The sequence below is a fragment of the Pedobacter sp. NJ-S-72 genome (assembly GCF_053890575.1).
In genome coordinates, this window is the sequence record NZ_CM132681.1 from 1,926,078 (window position 1) to 1,950,748 (window position 24,671).

Annotated in this window: 32 protein-coding genes and 3 pseudogenes; 6 read left to right on the forward strand and 29 right to left on the reverse strand. The window is 38.5% G+C overall.

The genetic code is table 11. The features are described from left to right. Position 1: 1 nt before the first annotated feature. The 13 genes and pseudogenes from ACWYN3_RS12810 to ACWYN3_RS12870 all read right to left on the reverse strand — a co-directional run bounded on the left by ACWYN3_RS12810 (position 2) and on the right by ACWYN3_RS12870 (position 8,921). Positions 2–376 carry a DUF4998 domain-containing protein gene (locus ACWYN3_RS12810; protein ID WP_456221495.1) on the reverse strand — a complete coding sequence of 125 codons (375 nt, stop codon included), beginning with the start codon at positions 374–376 and terminating at the stop codon, positions 2–4. A gap of 42 nt (positions 377–418) precedes the next feature. Next, positions 419–847 carry a DUF5000 domain-containing lipoprotein gene (locus tag ACWYN3_RS12815; RefSeq protein ID WP_456222988.1) on the reverse strand — a complete coding sequence of 143 codons (429 nt, stop codon included), beginning with the start codon at positions 845–847 and terminating at the stop codon, positions 419–421. A 141-nt stretch (positions 848–988) separates the two neighbouring features. Then, positions 989–1,524, reverse strand: a pseudogene (locus ACWYN3_RS12820) (DUF4959 domain-containing protein); the annotation flags it as partial. Between the two features lie 129 nt (positions 1,525–1,653). After that, positions 1,654–3,495, reverse strand: coding sequence for a RagB/SusD family nutrient uptake outer membrane protein (locus ACWYN3_RS12825; protein WP_456221496.1), 1,842 nt, complete (start codon positions 3,493–3,495; stop codon positions 1,654–1,656). A gap of 145 nt (positions 3,496–3,640) precedes the next feature. Continuing rightward, positions 3,641–4,006, reverse strand: a complete 366-nt coding sequence (locus ACWYN3_RS12830; protein WP_456221497.1) for a hypothetical protein — start codon at positions 4,004–4,006, stop codon at positions 3,641–3,643. Then, positions 4,003–4,515 (reverse strand): hypothetical protein, encoded by a 513-nt coding sequence (locus tag ACWYN3_RS12835; protein ID WP_456221498.1) that lies wholly within the window; start codon positions 4,513–4,515, stop codon positions 4,003–4,005. The genes ACWYN3_RS12830 and ACWYN3_RS12835 overlap by 4 nt, the downstream gene beginning before the upstream one ends. Beyond that, positions 4,458–5,345 (reverse strand): hypothetical protein, encoded by an 888-nt coding sequence (locus ACWYN3_RS12840; protein ID WP_456221499.1) that lies wholly within the window; start codon positions 5,343–5,345, stop codon positions 4,458–4,460. The genes ACWYN3_RS12835 and ACWYN3_RS12840 overlap by 58 nt, the downstream gene beginning before the upstream one ends. 59 nt (positions 5,346–5,404) lie before the next feature. Beyond that, entirely contained in the window at positions 5,405–6,010 is a 606-nt protein-coding gene (locus ACWYN3_RS12845) for a hypothetical protein (RefSeq protein ID WP_456221500.1), read from the reverse strand. After that, a complete protein-coding gene (locus ACWYN3_RS12850; RefSeq protein WP_456221501.1) occupies positions 5,986–6,972 on the reverse strand; it encodes a TonB-dependent receptor plug domain-containing protein in 987 nt (328 codons plus the stop codon). Before ACWYN3_RS12850 ends, ACWYN3_RS12845 begins: the two co-directional genes overlap by 25 nt. Positions 6,973–7,196: 224 nt before the next feature. Further along, a complete protein-coding gene (locus ACWYN3_RS12855) occupies positions 7,197–7,421 on the reverse strand; it encodes a DUF4974 domain-containing protein (protein ID WP_456221502.1) in 225 nt (74 codons plus the stop codon). 80 nt (positions 7,422–7,501) lie between these two features. Next, positions 7,502–7,954, reverse strand: a complete 453-nt coding sequence (locus ACWYN3_RS12860; protein WP_456221503.1) for a FecR family protein — start codon at positions 7,952–7,954, stop codon at positions 7,502–7,504. Positions 7,955–7,995: 41 nt separating this feature from the next. Further along, on the reverse strand, positions 7,996–8,349 hold the full coding sequence (locus tag ACWYN3_RS12865; protein WP_456221504.1) for a hypothetical protein: 354 nt from the start codon (positions 8,347–8,349) through the stop codon (positions 7,996–7,998). 35 nt (positions 8,350–8,384) lie between these two features. Next, a complete protein-coding gene (locus ACWYN3_RS12870; protein ID WP_456221505.1) occupies positions 8,385–8,921 on the reverse strand; it encodes a sigma-70 family RNA polymerase sigma factor in 537 nt (178 codons plus the stop codon). A 498-nt stretch (positions 8,922–9,419) separates the two neighbouring features. Between ACWYN3_RS12870 and ACWYN3_RS12875 the strand changes: the two are divergent. Next, a pseudogene (locus ACWYN3_RS12875) lies at positions 9,420–10,580 on the forward strand (beta-N-acetylhexosaminidase). Here the strand turns inward: ACWYN3_RS12875 and ACWYN3_RS12880 are convergent. The 6 genes from ACWYN3_RS12880 to ACWYN3_RS12905 form a co-directional block, all read right to left on the reverse strand. Then, complete coding sequence (locus ACWYN3_RS12880) at positions 10,551–10,886, reverse strand: hypothetical protein (RefSeq protein WP_456221506.1); 336 nt, start codon at positions 10,884–10,886, stop codon at positions 10,551–10,553. The pseudogene ACWYN3_RS12875 and the gene ACWYN3_RS12880 overlap by 30 nt on opposite strands. Before the next feature lie 138 nt (positions 10,887–11,024). Further along, on the reverse strand, positions 11,025–11,384 hold the full coding sequence (locus ACWYN3_RS12885; protein WP_456221507.1) for an aromatic-ring hydroxylase C-terminal domain-containing protein: 360 nt from the start codon (positions 11,382–11,384) through the stop codon (positions 11,025–11,027). Between the two features lie 47 nt (positions 11,385–11,431). Beyond that, positions 11,432–12,586, reverse strand: coding sequence for an FAD-dependent monooxygenase (locus ACWYN3_RS12890; RefSeq protein ID WP_456221508.1), 1,155 nt, complete (start codon positions 12,584–12,586; stop codon positions 11,432–11,434). 22 nt (positions 12,587–12,608) lie between these two features. Beyond that, entirely contained in the window at positions 12,609–13,430 is an 822-nt protein-coding gene (locus ACWYN3_RS12895) for a helix-turn-helix domain-containing protein (protein WP_456221509.1), read from the reverse strand. A 60-nt stretch (positions 13,431–13,490) separates the two neighbouring features. Then, entirely contained in the window at positions 13,491–13,925 is a 435-nt protein-coding gene (locus ACWYN3_RS12900) for a hypothetical protein (RefSeq protein WP_456221510.1), read from the reverse strand. A gap of 47 nt (positions 13,926–13,972) precedes the next feature. Then, positions 13,973–15,529, reverse strand: a complete 1,557-nt coding sequence (locus ACWYN3_RS12905; RefSeq protein WP_456221511.1) for a B12-binding domain-containing radical SAM protein — start codon at positions 15,527–15,529, stop codon at positions 13,973–13,975. A 341-nt stretch (positions 15,530–15,870) separates the two neighbouring features. Between ACWYN3_RS12905 and ACWYN3_RS12910 the strand changes: the two genes are divergently transcribed. Beyond that, complete coding sequence (locus tag ACWYN3_RS12910) at positions 15,871–16,044, forward strand: hypothetical protein (RefSeq protein WP_456222989.1); 174 nt, start codon at positions 15,871–15,873, stop codon at positions 16,042–16,044. After that, complete coding sequence (locus ACWYN3_RS12915) at positions 16,025–16,249, forward strand: hypothetical protein (protein ID WP_456221512.1); 225 nt, start codon at positions 16,025–16,027, stop codon at positions 16,247–16,249. The genes ACWYN3_RS12910 and ACWYN3_RS12915 overlap by 20 nt, the downstream gene beginning before the upstream one ends. Positions 16,250–16,264: 15 nt before the next feature. Here ACWYN3_RS12915 and ACWYN3_RS12920 read toward each other — a convergent pair whose 3' ends face one another. Then, on the reverse strand, positions 16,265–16,705 hold the full coding sequence (locus ACWYN3_RS12920) for an SRPBCC domain-containing protein (RefSeq protein ID WP_456221513.1): 441 nt from the start codon (positions 16,703–16,705) through the stop codon (positions 16,265–16,267). 327 nt (positions 16,706–17,032) lie between these two features. Between ACWYN3_RS12920 and ACWYN3_RS12925 the strand changes: the two genes are divergently transcribed. From ACWYN3_RS12925 to ACWYN3_RS12935, 3 genes are all read left to right on the forward strand, one after another. Beyond that, positions 17,033–17,179, forward strand: a complete 147-nt coding sequence (locus tag ACWYN3_RS12925; protein WP_456221514.1) for a hypothetical protein — start codon at positions 17,033–17,035, stop codon at positions 17,177–17,179. 43 nt (positions 17,180–17,222) lie between these two features. Beyond that, positions 17,223–17,963: an MFS transporter gene (locus ACWYN3_RS12930; RefSeq protein ID WP_456222990.1), complete on the forward strand. Its 741-nt coding sequence runs from the start codon at positions 17,223–17,225 to the stop codon at positions 17,961–17,963. A gap of 86 nt (positions 17,964–18,049) precedes the next feature. After that, positions 18,050–18,373: a hypothetical protein gene (locus tag ACWYN3_RS12935; RefSeq protein WP_456221515.1), complete on the forward strand. Its 324-nt coding sequence runs from the start codon at positions 18,050–18,052 to the stop codon at positions 18,371–18,373. A gap of 49 nt (positions 18,374–18,422) precedes the next feature. Here ACWYN3_RS12935 and ACWYN3_RS12940 read toward each other — a convergent pair whose 3' ends face one another. From ACWYN3_RS12940 to ACWYN3_RS12980, 9 genes and pseudogenes are all read right to left on the reverse strand, one after another. Next, a complete protein-coding gene (locus tag ACWYN3_RS12940; RefSeq protein ID WP_456221516.1) occupies positions 18,423–18,929 on the reverse strand; it encodes a class I SAM-dependent methyltransferase in 507 nt (168 codons plus the stop codon). A gap of 213 nt (positions 18,930–19,142) precedes the next feature. Next, positions 19,143–20,009 (reverse strand): AraC family transcriptional regulator, encoded by an 867-nt coding sequence (locus ACWYN3_RS12945; protein ID WP_456221517.1) that lies wholly within the window; start codon positions 20,007–20,009, stop codon positions 19,143–19,145. A gap of 250 nt (positions 20,010–20,259) precedes the next feature. Then, entirely contained in the window at positions 20,260–20,871 is a 612-nt protein-coding gene (locus ACWYN3_RS12950; protein WP_456221518.1) for a DUF3472 domain-containing protein, read from the reverse strand. Next, positions 20,868–20,984: pseudogene (locus ACWYN3_RS12955) on the reverse strand (hypothetical protein); the annotation flags it as partial. The gene ACWYN3_RS12950 and the pseudogene ACWYN3_RS12955, both read right to left, overlap by 4 nt. Further along, the gene (locus ACWYN3_RS12960; protein ID WP_456221519.1) at positions 20,980–21,381 is read right to left on the reverse strand and encodes a DUF3472 domain-containing protein; all 402 of its coding nucleotides are present in this window, start codon (positions 21,379–21,381) and stop codon (positions 20,980–20,982) included. The pseudogene ACWYN3_RS12955 and the gene ACWYN3_RS12960, both read right to left, overlap by 5 nt. Positions 21,382–21,385: 4 nt before the next feature. Next, positions 21,386–22,441: a DUF5007 domain-containing protein gene (locus ACWYN3_RS12965; RefSeq protein WP_456221520.1), complete on the reverse strand. Its 1,056-nt coding sequence runs from the start codon at positions 22,439–22,441 to the stop codon at positions 21,386–21,388. 10 nt (positions 22,442–22,451) lie between these two features. After that, on the reverse strand, positions 22,452–23,159 hold the full coding sequence (locus ACWYN3_RS12970) for a fasciclin domain-containing protein (protein WP_456221521.1): 708 nt from the start codon (positions 23,157–23,159) through the stop codon (positions 22,452–22,454). Positions 23,160–23,188: 29 nt separating this feature from the next. After that, entirely contained in the window at positions 23,189–24,277 is a 1,089-nt protein-coding gene (locus tag ACWYN3_RS12975) for a RagB/SusD family nutrient uptake outer membrane protein (protein WP_456221522.1), read from the reverse strand. Continuing rightward, positions 24,234–24,671 (reverse strand): hypothetical protein, encoded by a 438-nt coding sequence (locus ACWYN3_RS12980; RefSeq protein WP_456221523.1) that lies wholly within the window; start codon positions 24,669–24,671, stop codon positions 24,234–24,236. Before ACWYN3_RS12980 ends, ACWYN3_RS12975 begins: the two co-directional genes overlap by 44 nt.

The following is a 24,671-nucleotide window of genomic DNA, read 5'->3' on the forward strand; positions in this document are numbered from 1 at the left end:
TTTACAGGAACAGAGAGATATGTCCCAGTTTATCATAAGTTCTTACCTCAAAGCTCATCACTCCTTGTGGCAAGTTTGGTATGATTAATTTTGCCGTATCTACACCATTGGTTCTGATTATAGGTACTTCAATAGAATCCCGTTTACTATTCCAAAACACCCTATACTTAACAATTTGGGGGTCAGAAGTGAAAAGCCCGGTAATCATCACCCTGTTCTTGCCTGAGAGCACTTTGACAGAATCTATTTTGCCGGGGTAAACTATTGGTCCACCTGCAGCGAATTTTGTTTTATACTCATCCATTTTAGTGCAGGCACTTAAAATCAGCATCATGAATGGAATTATATAGTAAGCTGTAATTTTATACTGTTTCATATTTGTGAAAATTTATTGAGGTTATCTATTAACATGGGCTAACTATTTGCCCCATAGTGTAAACTCCCCTATACTCATAAAGTAAGATCCCGACCAATTTTTTAAACTTCTTATCCTTACATATCTATAAGAACCTAAGCCCGCAGGAAAATCAAATGCAAATCCCTTTTTTCCATAAGCAATATCAGCGGCAGTTTCAACCCCGTAAGGAGAACCCGAAGGTTTTACGACATTACAAGTAACCAGCCTGGTCCATGTAGCATCCATATCTCCGTTCGGATTTGGATTATTAGAGCCCCAGATTTCGAAATCTTTTAAACTCCCCCTAGTATAATAAAAAGCATAAGACTCCAGGAAAGGGTTAAGCGACAGCCTGCTAAATGTTCTTTGCTTACCCAAATCAAGCGTAACAGTTTGCGGGCTGCTGGCATTTTCGTGGGTAAACAAAACACTTGGCCAATCCGGATTCATGTTATTATCATAAATATTTGATTCATTAGTATCTGGAAAAGCTAATTGTGCATCTCCAGGCAATCTATAAGTACTCCACTCAGACTTTGGAAGCAACTCTTCATAAAGCGGAGTAAGTTTTAAAAACAAGGTATCTGAATGATTTAACCATCTGTCTCTCACCAAAACGCGTATTTTCGCTGCAATGCGGGCATGCCTCTTACAACAGCTTTGATCAAAGAACTGTTACTGTAAATATTTTCCAAACCAACCGGCTGCACTAATCGTCCGGTACCGGCGGTATCAACCAATGGAATAATGGCTAAATTGTCCATAGTAGGATTATTACAGGTTACGTTAAATCCACCAAATGTAACGGTAACTTGAAGTGACCTTTGTGCAAGTTTAAATGCTGGTGTTAATGGCATAACAGTAACACTAACCGGGGCCGAAGCTATTTCACTGGAGTTTACAGCATACAGTTTCACAGTATGTGCCAGCGTATCACCAAAGCCGTTAACAATTAATGTATTGGTATAATGAGAAGCTCTCACCTCCTGGGTTTTGCCCGGAGATGTTTCATAAACAGCTTTCACATACAAAAGATCATTATCACCAGGTAAAGAGTAAGTTAAGCTGGCTGCCCCATTTAGATTTGTGACTGTTACATTGGAGACAACTCCCCTTCTGATTACTATTAGTTACCGTAGGTTTATTTAGCTCTTCTTGCTTACAGCCATTGCCAAGTAATAGAAATAAGGATGATATATAGAAGACGAATCGTAATTTACTTGTTTCCATTTTTAATATTTTAAATGATGAATACTCTACCAATTAGGGTTTTGCACTAAATTTTGATTAACGAGCAAATCATATTCTTTTATTGGCCATAAATAATCACGGGGAACAACAAATTGTCTCGAATAAATACTTAACTCACGATAATATAATTCAGGGTCATGTTCAGTTATTGACCAGCCTTTTACATTGCCATTTAACTCCTGCCCTGCCAGTTTCCACCGCACCAAATCCCAATAACGACTACCTTCAAAACAAAGTTCAACAGCGCGTTCTCTTTGAATAATTGATCTCATCCCATCCCTGGTTGTGTATTTGGTAGGGTTGACGCTAAAATTTGCCCATGAGTCTTGCACAGTTGGCAGTCCAGCCCTTGTCCTAATACGGTTAACAATCATATATACTTCTGTTACAGGACCTTTTGCTTCATTCAATGACTCTGCATATAATAAATACAGGTCAGCAAGCCTCATTTCTGGCCACGCATAGTTTGTATACGTTCCAGATGACCATTCATACTCCCAATTAAGCGCTTTTTTCATATAATAACCTGCAATCGGTACTGCGGCTGCCCTGCTTAATTCATTGCCACGTGCCATTAGCCAAAAGGTATTCTCATCACTTTTTGATGGACTATTCTTCATGTACCAAACACATCTGTCAAATCCTAAATCGGCATAATATCTTGGCTCCCTATCAAAATTCAGCCTTGCTGTAGTTTCACCTTCTTTAATGTTAAATCGTTCATCATGATTTGCTACTCGCAGCTCAGCAGTATTTGTAAAATCAAGCGTTTTATCTTCATCAATTGGAACGCCATTCTTGGTATAAAACATTTTGGCCATTTTTAAGGTAGGGCCTAACAATGGGCGATTAGCTGTTTTAGAGGGGTCAAGATTATTAAAATCATATTCACCGGCACACATTGACTGAAAAAATGAATTACTGTTGATATTATTATTTGCAGTTAGTCCCCATATTAATTCGTTGTTCCATTTTTCACTCATCGAACTCCTGATACTCATCTGTGTCATGGTAGTTGCACTGAGTGGTGTGGGCTGGGCCGGAAAAACATATAGCTGTATGTTTTGTGCATTACACACATCTATTGCTGCTTTACAAGCGTCAGCAGCACGCTGCCATTTTAAATCACTATAAGCAGAATTAAAGAGGTGCAAACCATCCTTATTTGTAAATGAACTATAATCGGGATTGCCGTTAAATAAAGGGCTTGCTGCTGTTACCAGCAATTTTGCTTTCATACTTAAAGCAATTGGTTTTGTAATACGTCCTAATTCACTGGCCTGGTTGGCAATTTGCGGAGGAAGATGTGCAGCTGCCTGATCAAATAAATTAGCGATATAATTCACCACCGTGTCTACCGGCTGACGTTTTACCCTGATCTGTTCAATAGGAGCATCGATAGGTAAATTCTTATCAACGATCGCTATTGGGCCATAAGCCCTAAATAAAATAAAATGATAATAAGCTTTCAGAAACTGAACCTCAGCTATCCATCTTTGTCTTGTATCAATATCAAGGTCTCTAACTTTATTCAGGTTGCTTACATTTTCCAAGAATATATTACAATCACGTATAGCATTATAATTGGCTGAAGCATCTCTTGTACCATCCATAAAATTGGCAATGGGATCCGATGTATTTTGAAACCCACGGGGAAGCTGTAAAACATTGGTATTTCTGATTTGGCCTGACGGATCCTCAACCCAAACCTCATCACTGACTGTAAGCCCTACATTATAACTAGGGTCCGTATTGTTTGGCAAATAAGAATAACAAGTAAATAAATATTTTTCGGCTTCGGTTTTCGATACAAAAGCATTGGCCAGTGTAGACACATTGTCTGGCACCACATCCAGGAAAGCTTTTTACAGGATGATATAGATAAAAAAATCATACCAAACACAATACACATAGCTACCTTACTGGTTATAAATCGGTTACACACCAAGTGCCTTATTTTATATATATATAATATTTTCATAAAAATTAATTTTAAAATTCGACTCTTAAACCTAGGTTAAATACCTTTTGAATAGGATATCCTAATCCTGAGCTCCCCATTTCAGGGTCCCATAGCTTAAAGCTGCTTAAAGTGAGTAAGTTTAACCCATTTGCATATATGCGCGCATTGCTTAGATATAATCTCTTCAATGCTTTTGGGGGCACATTATATCCAAACTCCGCTGATTTCAGCCGTACAAATGCACCATCTCGTAACCACCAGGATGATACCTGCGCATTATTTTGCTGAATAGTATTGCTTAACCTAGGCCAAAAAGCATAATTGTTCCTGTTGTCTTCCGACCAATGATCATCCGCAATAGACTGAAGCAGGCCATTTTGATAACCACCATTCATATAAAAGGTGTCATCATACTAGCCGAGTTAATGATAAATGAAGATCTGGCAGACCCCTGAAAGAATACACTAATGTCAAAATTCTTATAGCCAATGGATAAGCCAAATCCGTATATGATTTCAGGTACCATAGGAAAGCCAATCGGCACCTTGTCCGCACCGGTTATTTTGCCATCTCCGTTCATGTCCCTGTATTTGATATCTCCCGCCTTGTAATCGCCAAAGCTTTGTAGAGGCGAATTAGCCACATCTTTATCATCAATAAACAATCTTTCAGCAATCAAACCATATATCTGATTTGTTGAATTCCCTACATGTGAAAGGTATTGTAAATTGTTACTGTAAATAGGCTCCTCATTTTTTAGTATTTTATTTTTGGCATAAGTCATGGTACCACGACCTTGTATCCAAAAAGAATTATTGAAGTTCTTTTTGTAATCCAGCGCCAAATCTATCCCCTTACTATAAGTCCTGCCTGCATTTGAAGAAATATCTGCCTCAAGCCCCATGTAGTAGTAGGTATTGTGCTTCGAACAATTAAAATATTATTTCTGTATTGCTGGTATGCATCTACGGTTATATTAAAATTTTTAAAAACCGTTAAATCCATCCCGATATTAGTTTGTTTGGATTGTTCCCAGGTAATATCCTGGTTCTCATAACGATTGGTTACAATCCCAGGCCTGCTATAAGTAAAATTTGTACCGAATGAGCCATTGCTTCCGTTATTTAAATTGATATCGGATAAATAAAAGAAACGGTCTGTTGCAGAACCGATTTGGTCATTACCTACCAAACCATAAGTAGCCCTGAATTTAAGCTGACTAATGGTGTTGAGCAATGGTTCAAAGAATTTTTCGTTAGATACTACCCATCCGGCCCCTACAGAAGGGAAAAAACCGAATCTGTGATTTGCCGCGAAACGCTCTGAGCCATTATAACCAAAATTGAACTCAAACAAATACCTGTTATCATACCCATAAGTAGCCCTGCCGGAAACGCCTTCATTACGCGATGGCAAAGACAATTGCAAATTGGGAGCATTGCCTGTAAGATAGTTTCTTAACGTACCTATCAGCATAGCACCTACAGCATGCTTTTTGTCAAATACTCTTGAATAGTTAATAGCCGTTTCAAGATATGTACTGGAATTAACAGTAGCGGCCCCAGGATTATAGGTCAGATATTCTGTGGGCACAGGGAACTTATTTCCCGGTGATCCGTCATTAAGCAGTGTTAACCCATTAAACAAGCCGTCAAGTACGTTTGACTGATAATAATAGGGGCTGTATTGACGTGAAACTGAAAAACTTGAATAGCGTGAGGTATATGCCATCATTCTGGCAGACAAACCTTGAGTCAAAAAATCTAAATTTTGATTTAAATTCAATTGCGCCGTTAAGGTACTTGTATTGGAAGTTTGAACGCCTGAAAGAGACTGTGCATAAGGATTAACATATAAACCACCACCAGGAATAATAGCATTACCAAAAAGTGGGTGGTGTGTGTATAAGGAGATAATGATGCAGGATAAACAGCTGGGAATGCTACCGGATTACTCCATAGCGCATTGTTAAACACGGAGCTTCCGCCGCCCAGGGGGCCATTGTAATTATCAAATTGCCCTTTCAGACTAATAAGCGCCTCTGTTGTTTTTGTTAGCTTTAAGGTAGTATTGGATAAAATGGAATACGATTGCAACTTAATATTATTGCTGAAATTATTAAGTTCATTATCTTTTAGAATACCATTATCAACATTATAAGTCATCGCTAAATAATACTTTGCGTTCTCTGATCCTCCGCTGGCATTTAAATTAACCCTTTGGTTGTTAGTTTGTGACTTTATGAGTTGTTGTATCCAATTATTGCTGGGATATAGCAAAGGGTTATCTCCATTAGCTGTGTGATCAATTTTAGTTTGATCATACGGCAATGGTAGCAATGGGTTTCTTGTAAGCGTGCCCTCATTGGCAAGAGTCATATAAGTAATATTATCTGCCAACGCAATTTCCTGGTATTAGCGGACAATGAGTTTTCTAAACGGACAGTGAACTTGGTTTTTCCAACGTCTCCCTTCTTAGTGACTACTAGTATTACCCCATTCGCTCCCCTTGCACCATATAGAGCCGAAGCGGTAGCATCTTTCAACACAGAGAAACCAGCAATATCATCGGGTTGTAATCTGGAAAGATCGTATCCTGATGATTCGATACCATCAATTAAAATAAGCGGATCAACCTTACCCGCACCAAAAGTTCCAACACCTCTGATAAAAAACTGTGCATTATCGGCACCAGGCTCACCACTTCGCTGATATGAGATCATACCGGGTATTACCCCCGCAAGCATAGTAGTTAGATTGCTTGAAGGCCCCTTAAGATCCTTAGGGCTTACAGTCGTAATAGAACTAATCAAACTGGTCTTTTTCTGAGTACCATAAGCCACAATCGCAACATCTTCCAGATTGTTGTCATTGTTGTCAATCATTACGATATCTATTACGTAGTTACCATTGTTTGCCGGTTTATATTTTTTAAGTTCAATTTCCTGCTTTTTAAAACCAATAAAAGAGAAAACAATGATTGCATGATCAGCATCGTTCACATTGAGTGAAAATTTACCGTTTAAATCTGTTTGCATACCAGTGTTGGTATCTTTAACCCGGACACTTACGCCAGGTAATGGCAGCCCCTTACTATCGGTAACCATTCCCTGAATCTTTTTTGGCTGGGAGACCTGTACAGGTTCTTTTTGGGAGGTTGTGGGCTTTACTTTTTCAATCACAATAAGCTGATCGCTTAATACATAACTCAGGCTTTTGTTCTTAAGAATGTAATTTAGAACATCCTTAATTTCAGCATTTTGAAATTTAGCAGTAATAAATTCCTGGTCATTTAAAAGACGGTTACTGTAAAAAATGGTTAAACCGGTTTGTTTTTTGATCAACTTAAATACTTCGGCCAACGTAATCCTGGCTTTGTTGATTGTTATTGGTCCCCCGTTCTGCGAATATACGCCAAAGTAGTTTGGGAAACTAATAAAAAAATAAAAATGGACAGTAAAAACCGCCGGTAAAATAAAATTTTCTCCATAGTTTATTAGGTTTATATGTTGGTTGGCATAAAGACCCGCAAATGAGCAAAACGGGTGAACGGGAAATAAAAAAAGATCGATTTTTTTTATTAAGACTATTTTATATGCAAAACCCCGTCCTTAAAACTGGTTTCTACATTGGCAGAAGTTTTAAGATTTTGAAGAAAAACCTGAATAGGCTTATTTTTTTCAATAGCACCGCTGAAGGATTCTTCAGCGGTCTTGGGCTCATCAAAAACAACTTTTAAATTAAACCAGCGCAATAGCACCTGGCTGATGTCTTTTAATTTCGTGTTATGGAAATAATAGATACCGTGCATCCAGGCCAGTTCAGTACTGGCATCAAAGGGCTGAGTTAAAAAACCGGTACCGTGCGTGTAGATGGCTTGATAACCAGGAATTAGTAATAAACTTTTTTTTTATCATGTCCGCTAGTCTTAACAGACCCCTCAACCAGTGAGGTCATCGTTATGTTCGAATTATAGGAATTTACATTAAATTCTGTTCCAAGCACTTTTACATCAGTTTGGTTGGTATGAACAATAAATGGCTGATCTGGATTTTTCGCTACTTTAAAAAAAGCTTCACCAGTTAAATATACTTCCCTTGTTGCACCCGAAAACGAAAAAGGAAAATGCAGGCTTGAAGCTGAATTTAGCCAAACCCTGGTACCATCTGACAAAGTAATCTGATAGTCCAGTTTTACGGGCACAACCAGAGTACTCCATTCTTGTATTTTATGATCATCAAGTTTATATCTTAAGCCATGATCACCTTTTTTTATTTGGGCAAAGGGTAAATTGATCACATGTGTAGCGGTATCCGAAAGGTCAATGTGTTGCCCGTTTGCCAATTGCAATTCAATAGAAGGTGTTATCTTCTTTTTAATAGCAGTTACGTTATTGGTTGGATTTTCCCCCCCAATAAATAATATATTGTAATTGAAAGTGCAATACAAAATAAAGCGGCTATTGACGCCCACTTTATAAATCCAGTATGTATGAAGTTACCACTTTTAGTTTGTTCAATTTTATGCTCAACTTTATTCCAGGCTTTATTTTCATCCAGATTGTCAAAAAATGTGCGCGCTTTATCAGAGGATAATGTTTGCTGCATCTCCTCCCACATTATTTGAATATGATGATCTTCTTTTATCGCATTTTCAAGTAAATTATTGTCATCTTCGCTTATTGTACCAGCAATTTTCTCAATTATTAATTCTCGAATATGCACTCTATTATGTGTCATTATTTATAAGACCTAATTATAAACAAACGGGTGAACTATTTATGTTCTTTTAATAGTTCTCTTAAACCTTTAACCGCTAATTTTAAATGTGTTTTTAAAGAGTTGATGCTGATACCCATTTCAAAAGCAGCATCTTTATATTTTTTGTTTTCATAATGAACCAAAGTGAATGCCTGCAATCGCTGCATTGGCAAATTTGCTGCAATTTTCTCAAGACAAATCTGCGGTTCAGACAATTCTGTATCAGTTTCTTCTATCTCGGTAAGCGTATATTGATAATCGGTCAATTTTTTTTGAATAATTGCTCTCTTTTCAATCCTTTTTAAACACCTGTTACGAATGGCTACACGAAGATATGCCTTTAAAGAAGTATCTATATTTTTATATAATCTTCTTTCCCAAAAATCAACAAAAAACCCCTGAACAGTATCCTCAGCCTCCATTTCATCTTGTAAAATATAAAAAGCCTCCATATTAAGCAATTTATAATATTCTTTAAATATCAATTCAAAGGCTTTCCGGTTACCCAGCCTTAATTGCTCGAGAATTTGGATATTATCCAAGGTTTTCATGAAACAGGTTTAGTCGGTTTATACTCAGAATAGATGAGAACATCTATTTCTTAGCTTTAGAATCTCCAATGTATTCCAAAAAGATATGATTCACAGGCTTTATATTACGCAAACGTTTGCTTAAATTAAAATGAAATTTATTCTTTTCTATTCTCGCCTGGAAACTCATAAATGATCACCCCCTGTTAAGGTATATAATATTAGCTTCCTGCGGATATGGAAGATTTATTACAAGATCCCTAAATAATTTATAAACTCGTACTCCTTATCTGGTTACAGGTTGATTTCTAATACCAGAATTTTTTTAAAAATAATCAAACGTTTGCGCTACTTAAAGGAATTAATTTCCTGAAAATGAAACTATATTTATTTAGCTAAGGGTAAAGACTTGTAATCTTGCTAAAATACTACCATTGGGACTAATAGTTAAGCTTTCCGAAGATCTGTAAACCTATTATAACAATCAATATCAACATTTTACAAAACAAGATAAATATCATTCCAAAACCAATTTCTATAATCAGGGGAAGTGGTAATTTCGTCATCGTTCCATCAACTAAAATCTATAGTTCAAAAGACGTTCTTCCCGAAGCATCATTTCTTGCAGCAATTATAAATCAGTCTACCGGCTATAGCTTAAGTGCAAATGACACCATATCAACTGAAAATCAGAATGTTATCTCTTTGAATATTGAAAAGAAATTTGCTGATACCACCAAGGGCACATATACACTTGAAGTAAATGAGCGGGGCATATTTGCCAAAGCCGCGAGTAGAGAGGGCTTGTTCTATGCGATTCAGTCTATCCGACAATTGTTGCCAGGTACAATAGAAAATAATACAGTGGTCAAAAACATAAAGTGGATATTACCAGAGGTAAAGATTACGGATAAGCCAAAGTTTGAATGGCGAGGCTATATGCAGGATGTAAGCCAAACTTTCTATAGTGTTGATATGCTTAAAAAATATTTAGATGTGATGGCGCTGTACAAAATGAATACACTACACCTGCATTTGACCGATGATCAGGGATGGCGAATAGAAATAAAAAAATATCCTGAGCTTACTTCTAAGAAAACAACTGTTTTCGGTGAAAGCAGTAAACAACCAGCTGAAAGAAGTGGATATTACACACAGGCCCAAATGAAAGACCTGATTACCTATGCAAAAGCCAGATACATAACCATTATTCCTGAAATCGATGTACCCGGACACTGCTGGCCAATCATTATCACCCACCCTGAACTGGGTGTGAACAACAAAGTAACTCCAGGCTATGTTATATCGTTCATGGACTCGTATAACTATTGGGGAGCACAGTTTACTCCAAACCCTCTTGATCCGACAAAGGAGGAAGTATACACTTTCTTAGAAAATATATTTACGGAAATTGCAGAAATTTTCACATCCAAATAAATCCATTTCGGTGGGGACGAAGTTGTTCATAGACTTTGGGAGAATGAACCTCATGTAAAACAGTTTATGAAAGAAAAAGGAATGAAAAAAGTTGAGGAATTACAGAGTTATTTTGTCAAGAGGGTTAGTCATATTATTGCAAGCAAAGGAAAGCTACCAATTGGATGGAACGATATCCTTTCTGATCCCCCAACCTTCCCGGTAACACAACTATTATGTCCTGGATTGGATCAGATGCAGTAAAGGGAAACGATGGTACAATGTCTGATTTACCCCATTGATCAGCGCAGACTGATACAGGCTACCAGCACGGTTTTTCACCTGCAATTTAGTCTGTTTATTAAAAACAAACTCTCCATCAGGTATGTGCAGACTGTCGGCAGAGTTAGGCTTAGTTAGCATTTTCGAAGCATTAAAATGGGAATTGTGGACAGCAGATTCTGTAAGATCTTTATGACAGCTTATACATGCAGAGCTTCCTGCGTAGGCTGGCCCCCTGCTGTCGTTACTTTTACTTTTTACCTGTGTACATTGCACAATTGCGAACACAAAAATTGCCAGAATACAAAAAATCAGGAAGAAGCGTCTCCGGCCCATACATTAGCTTTAGTTAGAATATTAAACTGCTAACTAAAATAATAAAATTTCGCTACAACCGACAAAAAAACACATAAAGGGCTAATTTTTTCAAGTTAGCCCTATCAATTTTAAATCTTGTTCATCAGGCTCACGATCAGATGCCCATGCGATAAACCCGTCAGGGCGTATCAGTACAGCGCTCAAACCTAATTGTTCCTTTGCCTTGCCCGAAACATACTTGATTCGACGCCCGGATTCACTCGCCAAAGTTTTTAATGACTCATTCGTATCAAAATCAAGCAAGATCCACCGGCCATCGTGCATTAGCTCACCAATCCTTATGCCGTCTTCCAGCTTAAAGTTGGGAACGCTGTAACCTGCCAGAGGGTGATCACCACCAAGATTGTAATGTGTAAATACCCCCCACACCCTTCCGGCAACATAAGTGGCACCATCGCGTGTATTCATAAGGTCACTGACAATCGCCTTCAGCGCGCGGGCATCCGGACCTGGTTTCATGATCGCAACCTGTGCCCTTGACCAATCCAGTACCTGTATACCAATGGAGTGCCGTTCGTTATAATAACTATCCAGCAAGCCGTCCGGAGTCCCCCCTGGATGGTTGCGGCAAGCTTCCAACCCAGGTTCATCGCATCGCCCAGCCCCAGGTTAAGTCCCTGACCTCCTAAAGGCGCATGAATATGTGCGGCATCACCTGCTAAAAGTACCCGGCCGTTACGATAAGCTGTCGCTTGTCTTGCCCGGTCAGTCCATGTGGTTGCTATATCCAAAGCGCTGACAGTAACGTCGGTATTTGAGACCCGGCGTAAAACCTCCTGTACATGTTCAAGCGTGATTGGTTTTTCTGAATTATGAAATGCCCCGGCATCAAAGTCCTGCATGATCAGGTAACCAGGTTGCGATTGCAAGTACATACCTGTTGGCGTCACGTTTCGGCCTGGATTGAGCTTCTCCGGGTCGGCTATCTCAACCTGAGTAGAGTAGCCAGTAAATTCTGGTTCGGTACCGGCGAATTCAAAACCACCTGCTTTACGAACAACACTACGGCTTCCATCGCAACCCACAAGCCATTTACTTTGAAAAGATTGGTCGCCTGACTGAACAGTGACCCCTTCTCCGGTTTGATGAAAGTCTGTAATAGCAATCCCCCGCTTGATTTCTACTCCCAAAGCCTCTGCACGGCGGGTCAGTACCGTTTCAAGCTCCTCCATTTCAGTCAGTATATTGGTTTCAGTAGAACCTGACAGGCGATATTTCCATTGTGAGGTATCAATATTATCTTCATAAAATGGAATGCCAGCAAAGTGCCCCAACTGACGGCGGGTTTGTTGCCCCTTTCCGGAAGCAGGGGTGGCATGAGGGTTTTTAACGCGCTTATGCAGCTCAAGTTCTTTTAATAACCCACGGCGGTAAAGCGCTTCAATAGTGGGTGCAGAAAGCCCACGCATTCCAAAAGGGAGTTGCTTTAAGGGCGAACGTGGATTCTCTGCCTTTTCCAGGATCAGGACTGAACATTTAGCCAGGGCCAGTTCACAGGCAAGGAATAGACCTACAGGTCCTGCGCCGGAAATGATTACGTCTGGAATAGAATTATTTTGTGCGGATTTTTCGTTTTCAAGTGTAGCTTTCATATAGAATGATTGAGACACAAAACTCTGAAATACTCCCGCCTTAGTCTTGTATAAATGCGACAAAATCGTCACTAACAACCTGCTTCCCTTTCTTTGCTTTTCGTGCGAATGCCGCTGGTGTTGTGCCGCTGTAGCGTTTGAATTCTCTGCTTAGGTGGGATTGATCTGTATAGCCCACCTCATGAGCTAAGCTGGCAATATTAGAATCCGGATAATGCCACAATTGGTTTCGTACCTGCTCAAAGCGCATCAGACCAGACACGTCTTTAACAGTATAGCCAGAAGATTGCTTGAAGTTCCTTTCCAATGTACGAACTGTTGCATGAGCCGCCTCCGCCACCTGGCTTACCGGCATGTTGCCCTTTGCCCCCCTCATAGCAACTCCCGCTTTGAATAGCATACTGTCAACAGCAACCAACGACCGCGCATTCAGAAAATACTGTTTTACCTGAGCTATCGCTTCTTCATCTATCTTGTTAGCATGAATCAATTTATTCAATGTGGATTGAAGCTGAGCAATAGGATGTTCGAATATACGCACGCCGCCTTTACCAGAAGGTAATCCAAGCAAATCGAACACAGTCCAGGGAAAGCACCTGATAGCAATAATTTCTAAACGGTTTTTCGTGTGAAAAACAACAGGCTGATTGAGCAGCCCCATTATAAACGGTGATGGCAATGGCTGCAAAACTCCATTGTTAGCCATGCTGCAGTCGCTTCCAAAGTGAAAAATAATTTCAGCGTAACCATCTGGTAATACCTCAAAACCCGATTGTAGTTCTCCATATTCCATCTTGTTGTACCAGAAGCACTTTATGGTATCCCCTAGCTCTTCAGGAGGTTCAAATTCTTGATGCTGCATGCTATTTCATTTAGGTTATTGCTGAGTTACATCTTCCTATATGATTAAGGGATTAACTGTCTATAAGACCAACAGCCCAAAATCTCTTAAATTATAAATCGGTTTTGAATACCAGAACAATTCAAAATGCTCCATTGTAGTTTCGAAATCGGCTTTAATTTCTTTAAAGGTATAAACTTGCGCATTGGAAACCGCTATTTTTTGTAAGATTGAAGCCAGCCACTCTCCTTCGTTTTTATTAGTCTGAATGTTAAAAGTTTCCTTTTTATCGTGAAAAGTTAAAATCATTGTTTCCAAAGAATTGCCCTTCTTATGCTTTGCAAAGCACTTTGTATCTGGCTTCCCTCCTAACCAAACCACTTTAGCAGTTGGTTTAGTATCGAACTTACTTTCTTCCTTTAAAGCTTTCTCAATAAAATCCGAAGGAATCATGACTTTCGGAATCTTAAAATCAAACCAATCCTGCAATTTGTAATCCAGGCAAATACCGTGCATAAAATTAAAAAGTGATTTCTTTAAGCCAAAGCTAAATTTATCATGATCTATTCCTGTTTTATCGATGTAATTGATATCATTATTGGCGAAGGTCCCGATAGTCTCTCAGTCTCTTTAACCACACCAAATTTCTCTGGATACATACCAACAGGGCTATGTGCGGTCATCGCAAACTGATGCCAGAAGCCAGATTGTAAAACGCCTGCTTCAAACAATTGTCTCACCATTTCCAGGCTATCTACAGTCTCCTGAATAGTCTGTGTTGGATACCCATACATCAAATAAGCATGAACCAAAACCCCTGCTTCTGTCAAATTCCGGGTAACCTGAGCCACTTGTTCAACTGATACGCCTTTGTCAATTAGTTTTAATAACCTATCGGATGCCACTTCTAAACCACCAGAAACAGCAATACACCCTGATGCTTTTAGCAAAATACATAAATCCCTGGTAAAGCTTTTCTCAAACCGGATATTCGTCCACCAGCTTACAGAAATTTTTCTTCTTAAAATCTCCAGTGCTACTTCCCGCATCAGCGCCGGTGGCGCAGCCTCGTCAACAAAGTGAAAACCATTCTGTCCCGTTTTCTCACTTAACTCTTCAATCCGGTCTACAATCAACCTGGCTGCAACAGGTTCATAAACCTTAATATAATCCAGAGAAATATCACAGAACGTACATTTACCCCAATAACACCCATGTGCCATTGTCAATTTGTTCCAGCGGCCATCACTCCACATCCGGTGCATTGGATTTACAATTTCTATGACTGAAATGTATTGATCCAACTGTAAATCACTATAATCTGGTGTTCCCACATCAGCCTGCTTATAGTCGCTTTTTAAAGCATCATTTTTATAAGTAACCTCCCCATTCTCTAATAAAAAAGTTCTTTTATACAGGTTAAAATCTCCTCCTTTTGTGATCGAATTATAAAGCAATTCAATAGGTAACTCTCCATCATCCAGCGAGATATAATCGAAAAATTCAAATACTCTCTTATCAGAAACGGAACGCAATTCTGTATTGGCAAAACCGCCACCCATTGATATTTTAACCTCAGGATAACTTCGTTTCACATATTGTGCGCATCGGAAAGCGGCATACAAATTCCCTGGAAAAGGGACTGAAATCAAGAATAACTTAGGTTGAACAACGGAAATTTTCTTTTCTAAAATTTCAATCAGGATTTTATCCATGTAGGTATAGCTTTGATTTAAAGCTTCATAAAGCTCATCAAACGAATTTGCACTCCTGCCTAACCTTTCAGCATAACGACTAAAACCAAAATTATGGTCAATACATTCAATAATAAAATCTGAAATATCCTCAAGATATAGTGTTGCTAAATGCTTCCCTTTATCCTGTGTCCCCATTGAACCAAATGCCCAATCCAGCTCATCCAATTGCGTGAATCTTGATGCCTCCGGTAAAAAATCATCCTGACAAATTTGCAAAGCTAAGGTTGGATTTTTGCCTTGCAAAAAAGCTATAACAGCATCAATAGTTTTGATATACTCGTTTTTTAAAGCAAGAATTCGCTTTGCATTTGAACTTTTTGACTGATCAACCCGATCCTCGGCATGAGAAAAAAGGTCTTCCAAACCTTTCCTTTCCTGGAAAATATGGCCAAAATTACTTCAATACCCAAATCGGCCTGAGTTGAGGAAATATTTTTAGTATTCAAAAAACCTTTGATATATGCAGTTGCAGGATACGGGGTATTCAGTTGGGTAAAGGGAGGCGTAACAAGGAAAAGATCTGTTTTCAAAATGGAATTGTATTTCGTTACAAAAATATCCATAATTTTTTTAGTATTGGCCTATACTTGTCTGATTAGTCAATTTTCATATTTATTTATGCAAATCTTTTTAAATTCAGGCATCAAAAACTTTGAAGCGATTACCGGATCAAAACATACAGCAGTAGCTACTCCGGGTGATCAATTCTCGGTTTTGTAGATGGCACAGAAAATCCTGTAGGCGACCAACGTCAATTCTTTGCCACAGTTGGTGACGAGGATGCAGCTTACAAAGGAGGAAGCTATCTTTTTGTACAAAAGTATCTGCACAATATGCAGGGCTGGGCAAATCTGCCAGTTGAAGAACGGAAAAAGTAATCGGACGATAAAAAATGAGGTTGGCACATATTTTATTGCATACGCAAACACGTTCAGTACCACTTATAAAATGTTAGAACGAATGTTTATCGGAAGCCCTCCGGGAAATTATGACAGGATACTGGATTTCAGTACTGCCTATACTGGAAGCCTGTTCTTTGCTCCATCCCTGAATATTTTGAAAGAATATACAGCAGAATCATAACCTCTCTGAGTATCTTTACTTCTCAGCTAGCTCCTTGACCTTTTGTTGTGCTAATGGCCAGGTTTTTTCCATATAGTCTACATAATTTTCGTTCATATCCATATCCACCAGCCATAAAGTTTGATTACCATTCACAGGTTTAAGCGTATAATTCTCCAAAGCATCTCCCCAGTCTTCACCCTGGTAAGTTGTGGGTTCTTCTACTCCGTTTTTCACTTCTCCAAGATGATGAATGGATAAAAACTGACCGGGAATACTTTCCACGATCTCCGAAACCATACCGTTACCTTTGCCATCCAGAAAAAGTGCTTTACTCCCCTTCTTCCAGTCGGTTTTTACAGTTGAACCTTCACAAAAAGGTGCAGTCCACAAATCATAGGTATCTTTTCCAATGATCACATCCCAAACCCTCTCAGGCAGGGCATTAATCGTAATACTGAATTCCATCTTTTTCATAGCCTTTTTTTTATATAAAGTTAACACCTCAGTTTAATATTTGTAAGGGGCAACAACGCCATAATGAGGAGGAGTTTGCGACAACCTTATTGAAAAATACGATTAACCAAAGCTGCAAGGCGCTCAGAACCTAATGCCAGTTGCCTTGATTTACCCAAATAACTTAGAGAATCCTGGCTCAAATAGTATTACTATAAGTTTTACAATATCTCACTATAATATAAGTGATTATGATTACAAAGCCTTCTTAGGTAAGTTTGTTTAATTTATAACAAACCAGCATTCTACCCCCCAATTTGAAATCATGATTTTAACTAATAAAGTTTCATGACAAAGAAAACAGGAATACCAGCCGCATTATGGGCATTAACCATTAGTGCTTTCGCTATCGGAACTACAGAATTTGTTATTGTTGGTTTATTGCCAACTGTAGCTAAAGATCTACAAATCTCAATCCTTCAGCAGGACTATTAGTAAGCCTCTACGCAATTGTAGTAGCCATTGGTGCACCGATGCCATTGTCACTGGTGTTCCACTAGGTACATTTATCGGACAGCATTTTGGGTGGCAGGCTACCTTTATCGGAGTTGCATTACTAGGCATTGCCGGTTTAATCTCCAGCATGATCTTAGTTCCCGGAAATCTAAAAAACGAGCAACCTGCGTCCTTGAAAATGCAGCTGAAGGTGATTACAAATAAACATTTGCTGCTTACTTATTTAATGACTGCTTTAGGTTATGGAGGTACATTTGTGGCCTTCACTTACCTTTCTCCAATTCTACAGGAACTTACAGGATTGTCAGAGTCTATTGTTAGTGTCATCTTTCTTCTTTATGGTATTGCCATCGCTATAGGTAATATTATTGGTGGAAAAGTTTCCAATAAAAACCCTATAAAATCATTGCTGTGGATGTTTTCTTTGCAAGCCATAGTTTTACTAATCTTTACTTTTACTGTCTACAACACTCTTTTTGGAATCATTACCTTGTTTCTCATGGGAGGGCTTTCTTTCGCTAGTGTTCCCGGACTACAGTTATTGGTTGTACAGATTGCTGAGAAACACCTTCCTGGAACTGAGGATGTTGCCTCTGCTTTCAACATCGCCTCCTTTAATATTGGAATTGCGATTGGTGCCTATACAGGTGGCTTAATCGTTGCCTCTCCGCTAGGTCTTGGTGCGACACCATGGGTTGGTGCCATCTATGTTGTTCTTGCTATTGTCGTTACTTTATTCAGCGCAAGGCTCAACCGCAAATAATTAGGCCTTAATCAATACAACAATAAAAATCTCACAGAACATGGGACAGCAGGACTGTGTGCAGTTTATTTTAAAAACAGATTATAATGAACAGATTAGACAAAATAGGACAGCAAGGAAAACTGACTATCGGATTAGAATTACCCTTAGATAATGACTGGTCTGCAAGTGGAGATCATAAGCGCAGACAGGAAGGAAAGCCATTTGGAGTACCAGATATTACCAATCATAGCAAGCTTGCGCAAATGGCTGATGAGCTTGAATTTTCAGCGCTATGGAAGAGGGATATGGCTTTACAACTACGTCACTCTGACAGACCTGTAGAGGAGGTAATTTCTGAGATTTCAGCATTATATATTGCCGGTATCTGGCAAATAAATACAGGCTTATTTCTACACTTTATTAATTAGTCATAAAAATGCCCTCAAATAGTACCTGACTTTTTGAGGGCAATGTATCCTACTTCCCTGACTTTCTTCCTATAAACCTGATTACAGAACCTTTTCCAATATGATACTTCCCTTCATCTAAAAGAATCTCTTCTTCCACTAACAGGAGTATTTCATAATTTTCAAAATCAGCTAATATTTCTGATTTGGAGTACAACATATCAATATCCCCGGGGCCTCCAACTTTGGGGTTAACTTCGTTAAATTGTATATGTTTTTTACTAAAAGCCTCTAAAATAATCAGACCCCCTGGTCTGAGATACTCATCTAACTTTCTATGAAATAATGATTTATCTGCTGTTGAAAAATGTGCGTACACTAGCCCAATTGCATGGAATACTCCTCTTTCGAAATGGAGCTGTTCTAAATCTCCAACAATATACTTGAGCGTAACATCATTCTCTTTTGCAAGCTGTAATGCTTTTGATTGTCCTTGAATACTTAGATCAAATGAAGTCACCTTCCACCCTATTTGTGCTGCATATACTCCATTACGTCCTTCTCCATCGGCTGGCATTAATATAGATCCAGGTTCAAATTTTTGCAGCCATTCTTTAAAAAACAGGTTAGGCTCCTTGCCGTAAGCAAATTCATGATCCTGATATCTTTCATCCCATTTCTTGATTCATATCTGATTCGGTTTAAAATTCTATTAATAAAATAATCACTATTGTTATTTACCACAAAAGTAGTTTCTGTATCAATTTGCCGGATAGGATAAAAATGCAGTTTAATAGGATTTATCTGAATTATGTCTGAATTCTTCTGGTGAAGATCCCGTATGTTTTTTGAAGAATCTGATAAAGTAAGAAACATCCTGGAAACCCAGATGATATGCCAGCTGGTTGACCTGGTCAGAGGTTGCAAGAATATGTCTTTTGGATTCCAGGATAACATGTTCATTAATAAGTTCTGAACACGTTTTGCCTAATGTTGCTTTTGTAATTGCATTTAGCTGGTAGTTGGAAAGATTCAACATCTCAGCATATTGAGATACTTGTTTATAGTTAAAAACATGAGTCTCTAAAAGATCTGAAAATTCATCAAGCCGTTCTTGCATATACGGGTTGACATTCTTCAGGAGGCTTTTACCCTGCTGCCTGATGAGTTCAATAAAAAAGATATTCAGATTTGCTTTTATAACTTCCTGATATTGTTCCTTTTTATCGGTATATTCCTGAAAAAGACAGGTTAGTATAGAAAGTGTTTTTTGAAATCTATTTTCATTAAACTGATAGCAATTAATGTGACTTGCCTTACGTAATAGCTGATTTGATACCTTGTCATAAGGATAATGGAAATCATTTCTAAATTGCAGGAGGTATCCTTTACTCCCTGTTTTTAGGATAAGCCGGTGTACCTGACCCGGACGCATCAGAAAAACAGAATGGTCACAAATTTCGTAAGGTGTAAAATCTATCTCATGGTTACCTGTTCCTTTTTCCAGAGCGAGAATGTAAAAGAAGTCATGCCTGTGAAGTTCTTGAACCATGTCACACTGAGCCATTAAAGGCTCAATATTACGGATACTGAAGCTCTCCGAAAAATCAGGTTCTTTTTGGGTTACATGAATATGCCTTATTGGAATTTTGTCCATGCCAGATATGTCTTGTAGAATTTTTTCGCTCTTGAAATATTATTGCTGACGTGTCGCAAACTTAAATAAATTTAAAGGAAAACTAAGCGGTTTATATCTACGGATTTTGGAATACCGGCTGCCATATAGTAGTATTTAAAGATTCCAGGATTAAAATTGAAGAGATCTTAAATTTCTCCAGTTGAAAATAAACCCCTGCAAAATCAGGTTTACAGGGGTCTCGTTTTTCAAGGCGTTAAAATTTATAGAATTAAGGTCTCAATTCTTCTAATATTGTTTTTTTCACTGGTGCAAGCTGACCAAAAATGTCAGTTATCTGTAACGTGATATAATAATTTTGTTTTTTAAGAACGATATTATTTACTGGCAAACCAATACTCGTTATTTCGGGATCCTTAGCAGTAACCTCAGCAATAGGTTTTCCTGAACAATCCTTATTATCGAATATTTGCACCTGGTAACTGAGTTGAGGAGTAGCAGTTGGCAAAACACTCCAGTTCACAAATATCTTTTTTTGTGAGTGGTCATAATAATAAGAAGAAAGATCATAGACTGAGGCAGAACTGAGAATTCCGGGTTTATCGCCCTGCTGCACCGCAAAAGTATATTTCTTTGGCCCGATTTCTGTTCCGCATGACATTACCTTTACCCCATCTTTACCATAAGGAACTGCTTTCCATGAACCTTCTCCCGCTTCTGCAATAAGGGTATCTGGTTTTAGCCATTGCTGACCTTCTCCCTGCATCCAGTAGGATTTATAAACAGCTGTTCTTGCCCTTTTCTTCTCATCAGCAAAATTCTCCAGAAAACTCCCCATATCGCTATGCAACATAGCATTATGCTCCGGAACAGTAAGCGTCACATAATGCCGAAAGGTTTTTTTTTTTGCTGGTGATCATAGATCCAGTAACCAACTTGTGTTGTAGAATCATTTAAAGTCCATCGTTTTACAATGTTGGTATACCACTGATCAGCTTTCCACCCGAAATCTGCATGTGAATGTAAACCTGTTCCCTCGCCACCAAATCCTCCAAAATGTCAGCGGATCTTTATACGATGCTATGATTTGCTTTTTATTGGGAAAATCCCAGATTGAAAAAATATTATTAGGAGCGCGCTTCTCCCCGATTCCAGCTTTTTGAATACCACAATATCCTCCGCTTTTACCAATTCCAAACTGCACAGTACAAGCGTAAGTATAAGGAGCAATCCCATCTGAAGGGATCATGACATCTGCCATCATTAACTCTGCTTTGATTTTTCCCATTTTGGTCGTTTTAACATATGGGCCCCATTTCGGGCAGCTTTGCTGCCCGATTGCTTGTATAGAAAAAACAAACAGCAGCATGGCTGTAAATCCGATTTTATACATATAGTTATTTTTTAGTCAGTTTTAATTTCAATTCATAGATATACTTACCCGGGGTGTTCAATTTAGTATTAAAACGAACATTAATATTCACCGGATACTTATTCCAGGTACCGTATGGAAGCTGTTTAGGCGGAAACCAATTTTTAGCATCAGCGGTATCAATGGAAGCAATATATTGACTGTAAATACGGTAATAACAGTTCAGACCGTTAGATTGCGAATCCCAGTAAACGTCAGGAAAACGAGTTTGAGCATAGTCATATAATACTGCTGTATCTGTAACAGTAGTTTTATAAGCGAATGTACTCAGTGTTTTCAAAAAACTATTTCCACTTGGCCTTTGCTCTAAAGCTTTTCCTGGTAAAACAGCACCATTCTTATCTATTACCTTTAAGACAATCTGATTTGGCGAATTAGCCACCCTTCTAATAGTTAGTGTAGTATTAGTCGACTGGCCCAAATCAGGATTTACCCACTGATCGTCAAAAGGAAATCGGATTCCTGTCTCTGTTCCAGCTTTCAATGCTATAAAATATGGTGCATTTACATATTCATATTCGATTGGTTTGACGACACTGATTGTATTGATACCCATATATGTTTTTGTACCATTTGGATTTTCTACTTTCAGATCAATCAGATAATCACCAACAGGGACATTTTCAGTTGACTGTGTAATCAGATACTGACCGCTCTGTGGCAATACTGTAAAGGGAACTTTCTTTTGAATTTCCCGTTTAGCATTAATCAAAGCCAGCGTAGTGTCTGTTGTTGGATCATATGCCTTTTTCCATACCGGAACATCATACTCCTTAAAGAAAGACTCTTCACGTAGTCCGGTTTGCTTATTACGGATATTTAACAAAGTGATGGTATAGGGTGGTGTAGAATTATCCGGAATAATACCGTTAGACAATTGGAACTGTCCCTGAACAACTGTTAATGGGTCAGCTGAATAGCGCAGGTTATCACTTAAATAACCTACCTGTGTCTTTTTGCAGCCTGTCATCCATATAACTACTGATAAGATAAACAGACCTGATATGATATATTTTTTCATTTGTTTAAATTTAATTTGAAACCTTAGTTTTGAATGTCCAGATGTGACTATTGCTTAGCACATGAACCACTCCCGTATTGGTGATAATTCCACTCGTCTGGCAAAGTGCTTTGATATCAAGCAGTTTAGCATCCCCTGAAGGATCGACTTTAGTCAGTCCCTCCAGTACATCTTTTTCGCCCAGAATTTTATTCAGATAAACATACTTTGGCTTATTTGTGATAATACCATTAACAGTATATTGATCAGCCTCTTCAAGTGAAACATCCAGTACCACTCCATTTGTACTGGATTGATAAGATTTACCTTCACTGGTCAATCCGTCCCTGACAATCTTTTCAGGGAAGAAATACATTGCCATAGAGTCTCTGAGCATCTGAGGTGAAAAATTCTTAAATAACGAATCAAGGTTATAATTCAACTTCTCGTTTTTTTTACGGGCCTCATCACGCTTGGTATTCAAAAAATTGGTAATGGCGTAATCATTAGGAATGAAAAAGGTTCCGGGCCCGTTAATCAAATCTTTCATTCCTGCCTTATCAATAATCAATAAGGTAGTATCAAACATTTGATGGGGATTTGATTTTAGAAAATCGTAAGTCGTCGTGAGATCAATCTTTTCTTTACTTAGGCCTCCGTCTATAATTGCGCTCTTTTTACACGCGCTTCCGAATAAAACAAGCAGAAGGGCAGTGATATATATGTGTCTTAGTTTCATATTCATATTTTTTTATTATCGGATGAAGATTAATAACGGCCTTTCCACCATTCATTTTGACTGACAAGACTATTGAGATTAATAATGCTGTTATTAATAGGCCATAGCCACCCTTTTTTACTAAAACGGTCTTTGGTCATCCATGAAGGGTAAAAACCGGTTCCATCAGTTCCAAATGATTTACTGTTCCTTACAATGTCAAAATAACTCTGGCCTTCGCCGATCAGCTCTCTTTCCCGTTCTAATAAAATATCCCGTTTCAGCAAACTTGATGAACTGGAAACTGATGCGATACCTGCCCTGGTACGGATTTGATTGATTGCTGTAAGTGCTTCACCATCTCTTCCCAACGCATTGAGAGCCTCCGCTTTTAATAGAATAATATCAGCAAGTCTGAATATAATAAGATTGCTTTCTGCCCTTAAATCATATTTACCATCCGAACCAACATTCTGTATATCAGCATATTTAACAAGATTAGGCTTCACATCACTGACATTCCGGTAAGCTACAAATTCTTGTTTCCTGGTATCATCCGAAGTGTATAAATTATCCAGCGCAATTGGTGAAAGAAAATAAGTCGGATTAGCATTAGGCATCCCCTTTACAATATCACTGCTGATCGTTAAAAAAGCAATGGTGCTATTGCTGCTGGATTCATTATTTGCATACTTCGATGGAATAGCCAGAATATTCTCTTCACTACTGGTATTACTGAATAGTTTACGGATCGTTCCTTTAGGCTGAAGATTAAACAAATCAGCCCTGCTAGTCAATGAATCTGTATAAAGAACTGTTTTTGCATAGTCGTTTGTCCACGCAGAAGCATGCGCTAATAGTGCCAGTGCTGAACCTTTACTGGCTCTTATCCGCTGATTCGTATTCAGGCCGTCCCAGGTTAACAAAGAAGAAGCTTTTGTTGCATCAGAAATGATCTGAGTCATAATCTGCTTCTCATCAGTTCTGCCAATTAATTTCACCTGATCTGCTGTGGTGACTGCAGTTAATTGTAAGGGAAGATCCCCCCATACCCTGGTCATGTAGAAATAAGATAAAGCACGTAAAAAGTAAGCCTCACCCAGTAAATAGTTTTTTACGACCAGACGCAAATTTAGCATCAGGTATAGCATTGGTTTTTTCAATAATCAGGTTTGATAAACTTACAATCTGAAACCAGTTTGTCCAGTTATGAGCCCCTTCCTGGCGATATGCAACTGTAAAAGATCCCGTAGTATACATACCGGATACATTGGTATCATCTGAATTGAAAAGACCTACAGGCCCGTCTCCCCAAAGAAAAAAGCAATTATCCTGAAAGAGACTTTTACGCAAAAGTGCATAAGCCCCTAAAACTGCACCATCTACATCCTTTTCATTTTGCCAGAACGAATTTTCGTAAGTAGCATTTTCCAAATTATTCTCCAGAGCCTTCTTACATGAAAATGTAAGACAGCTCAAAAACATCAGCAATCCAATTGCCAGTACGCTATATTTTATATTGAATATCTTCAT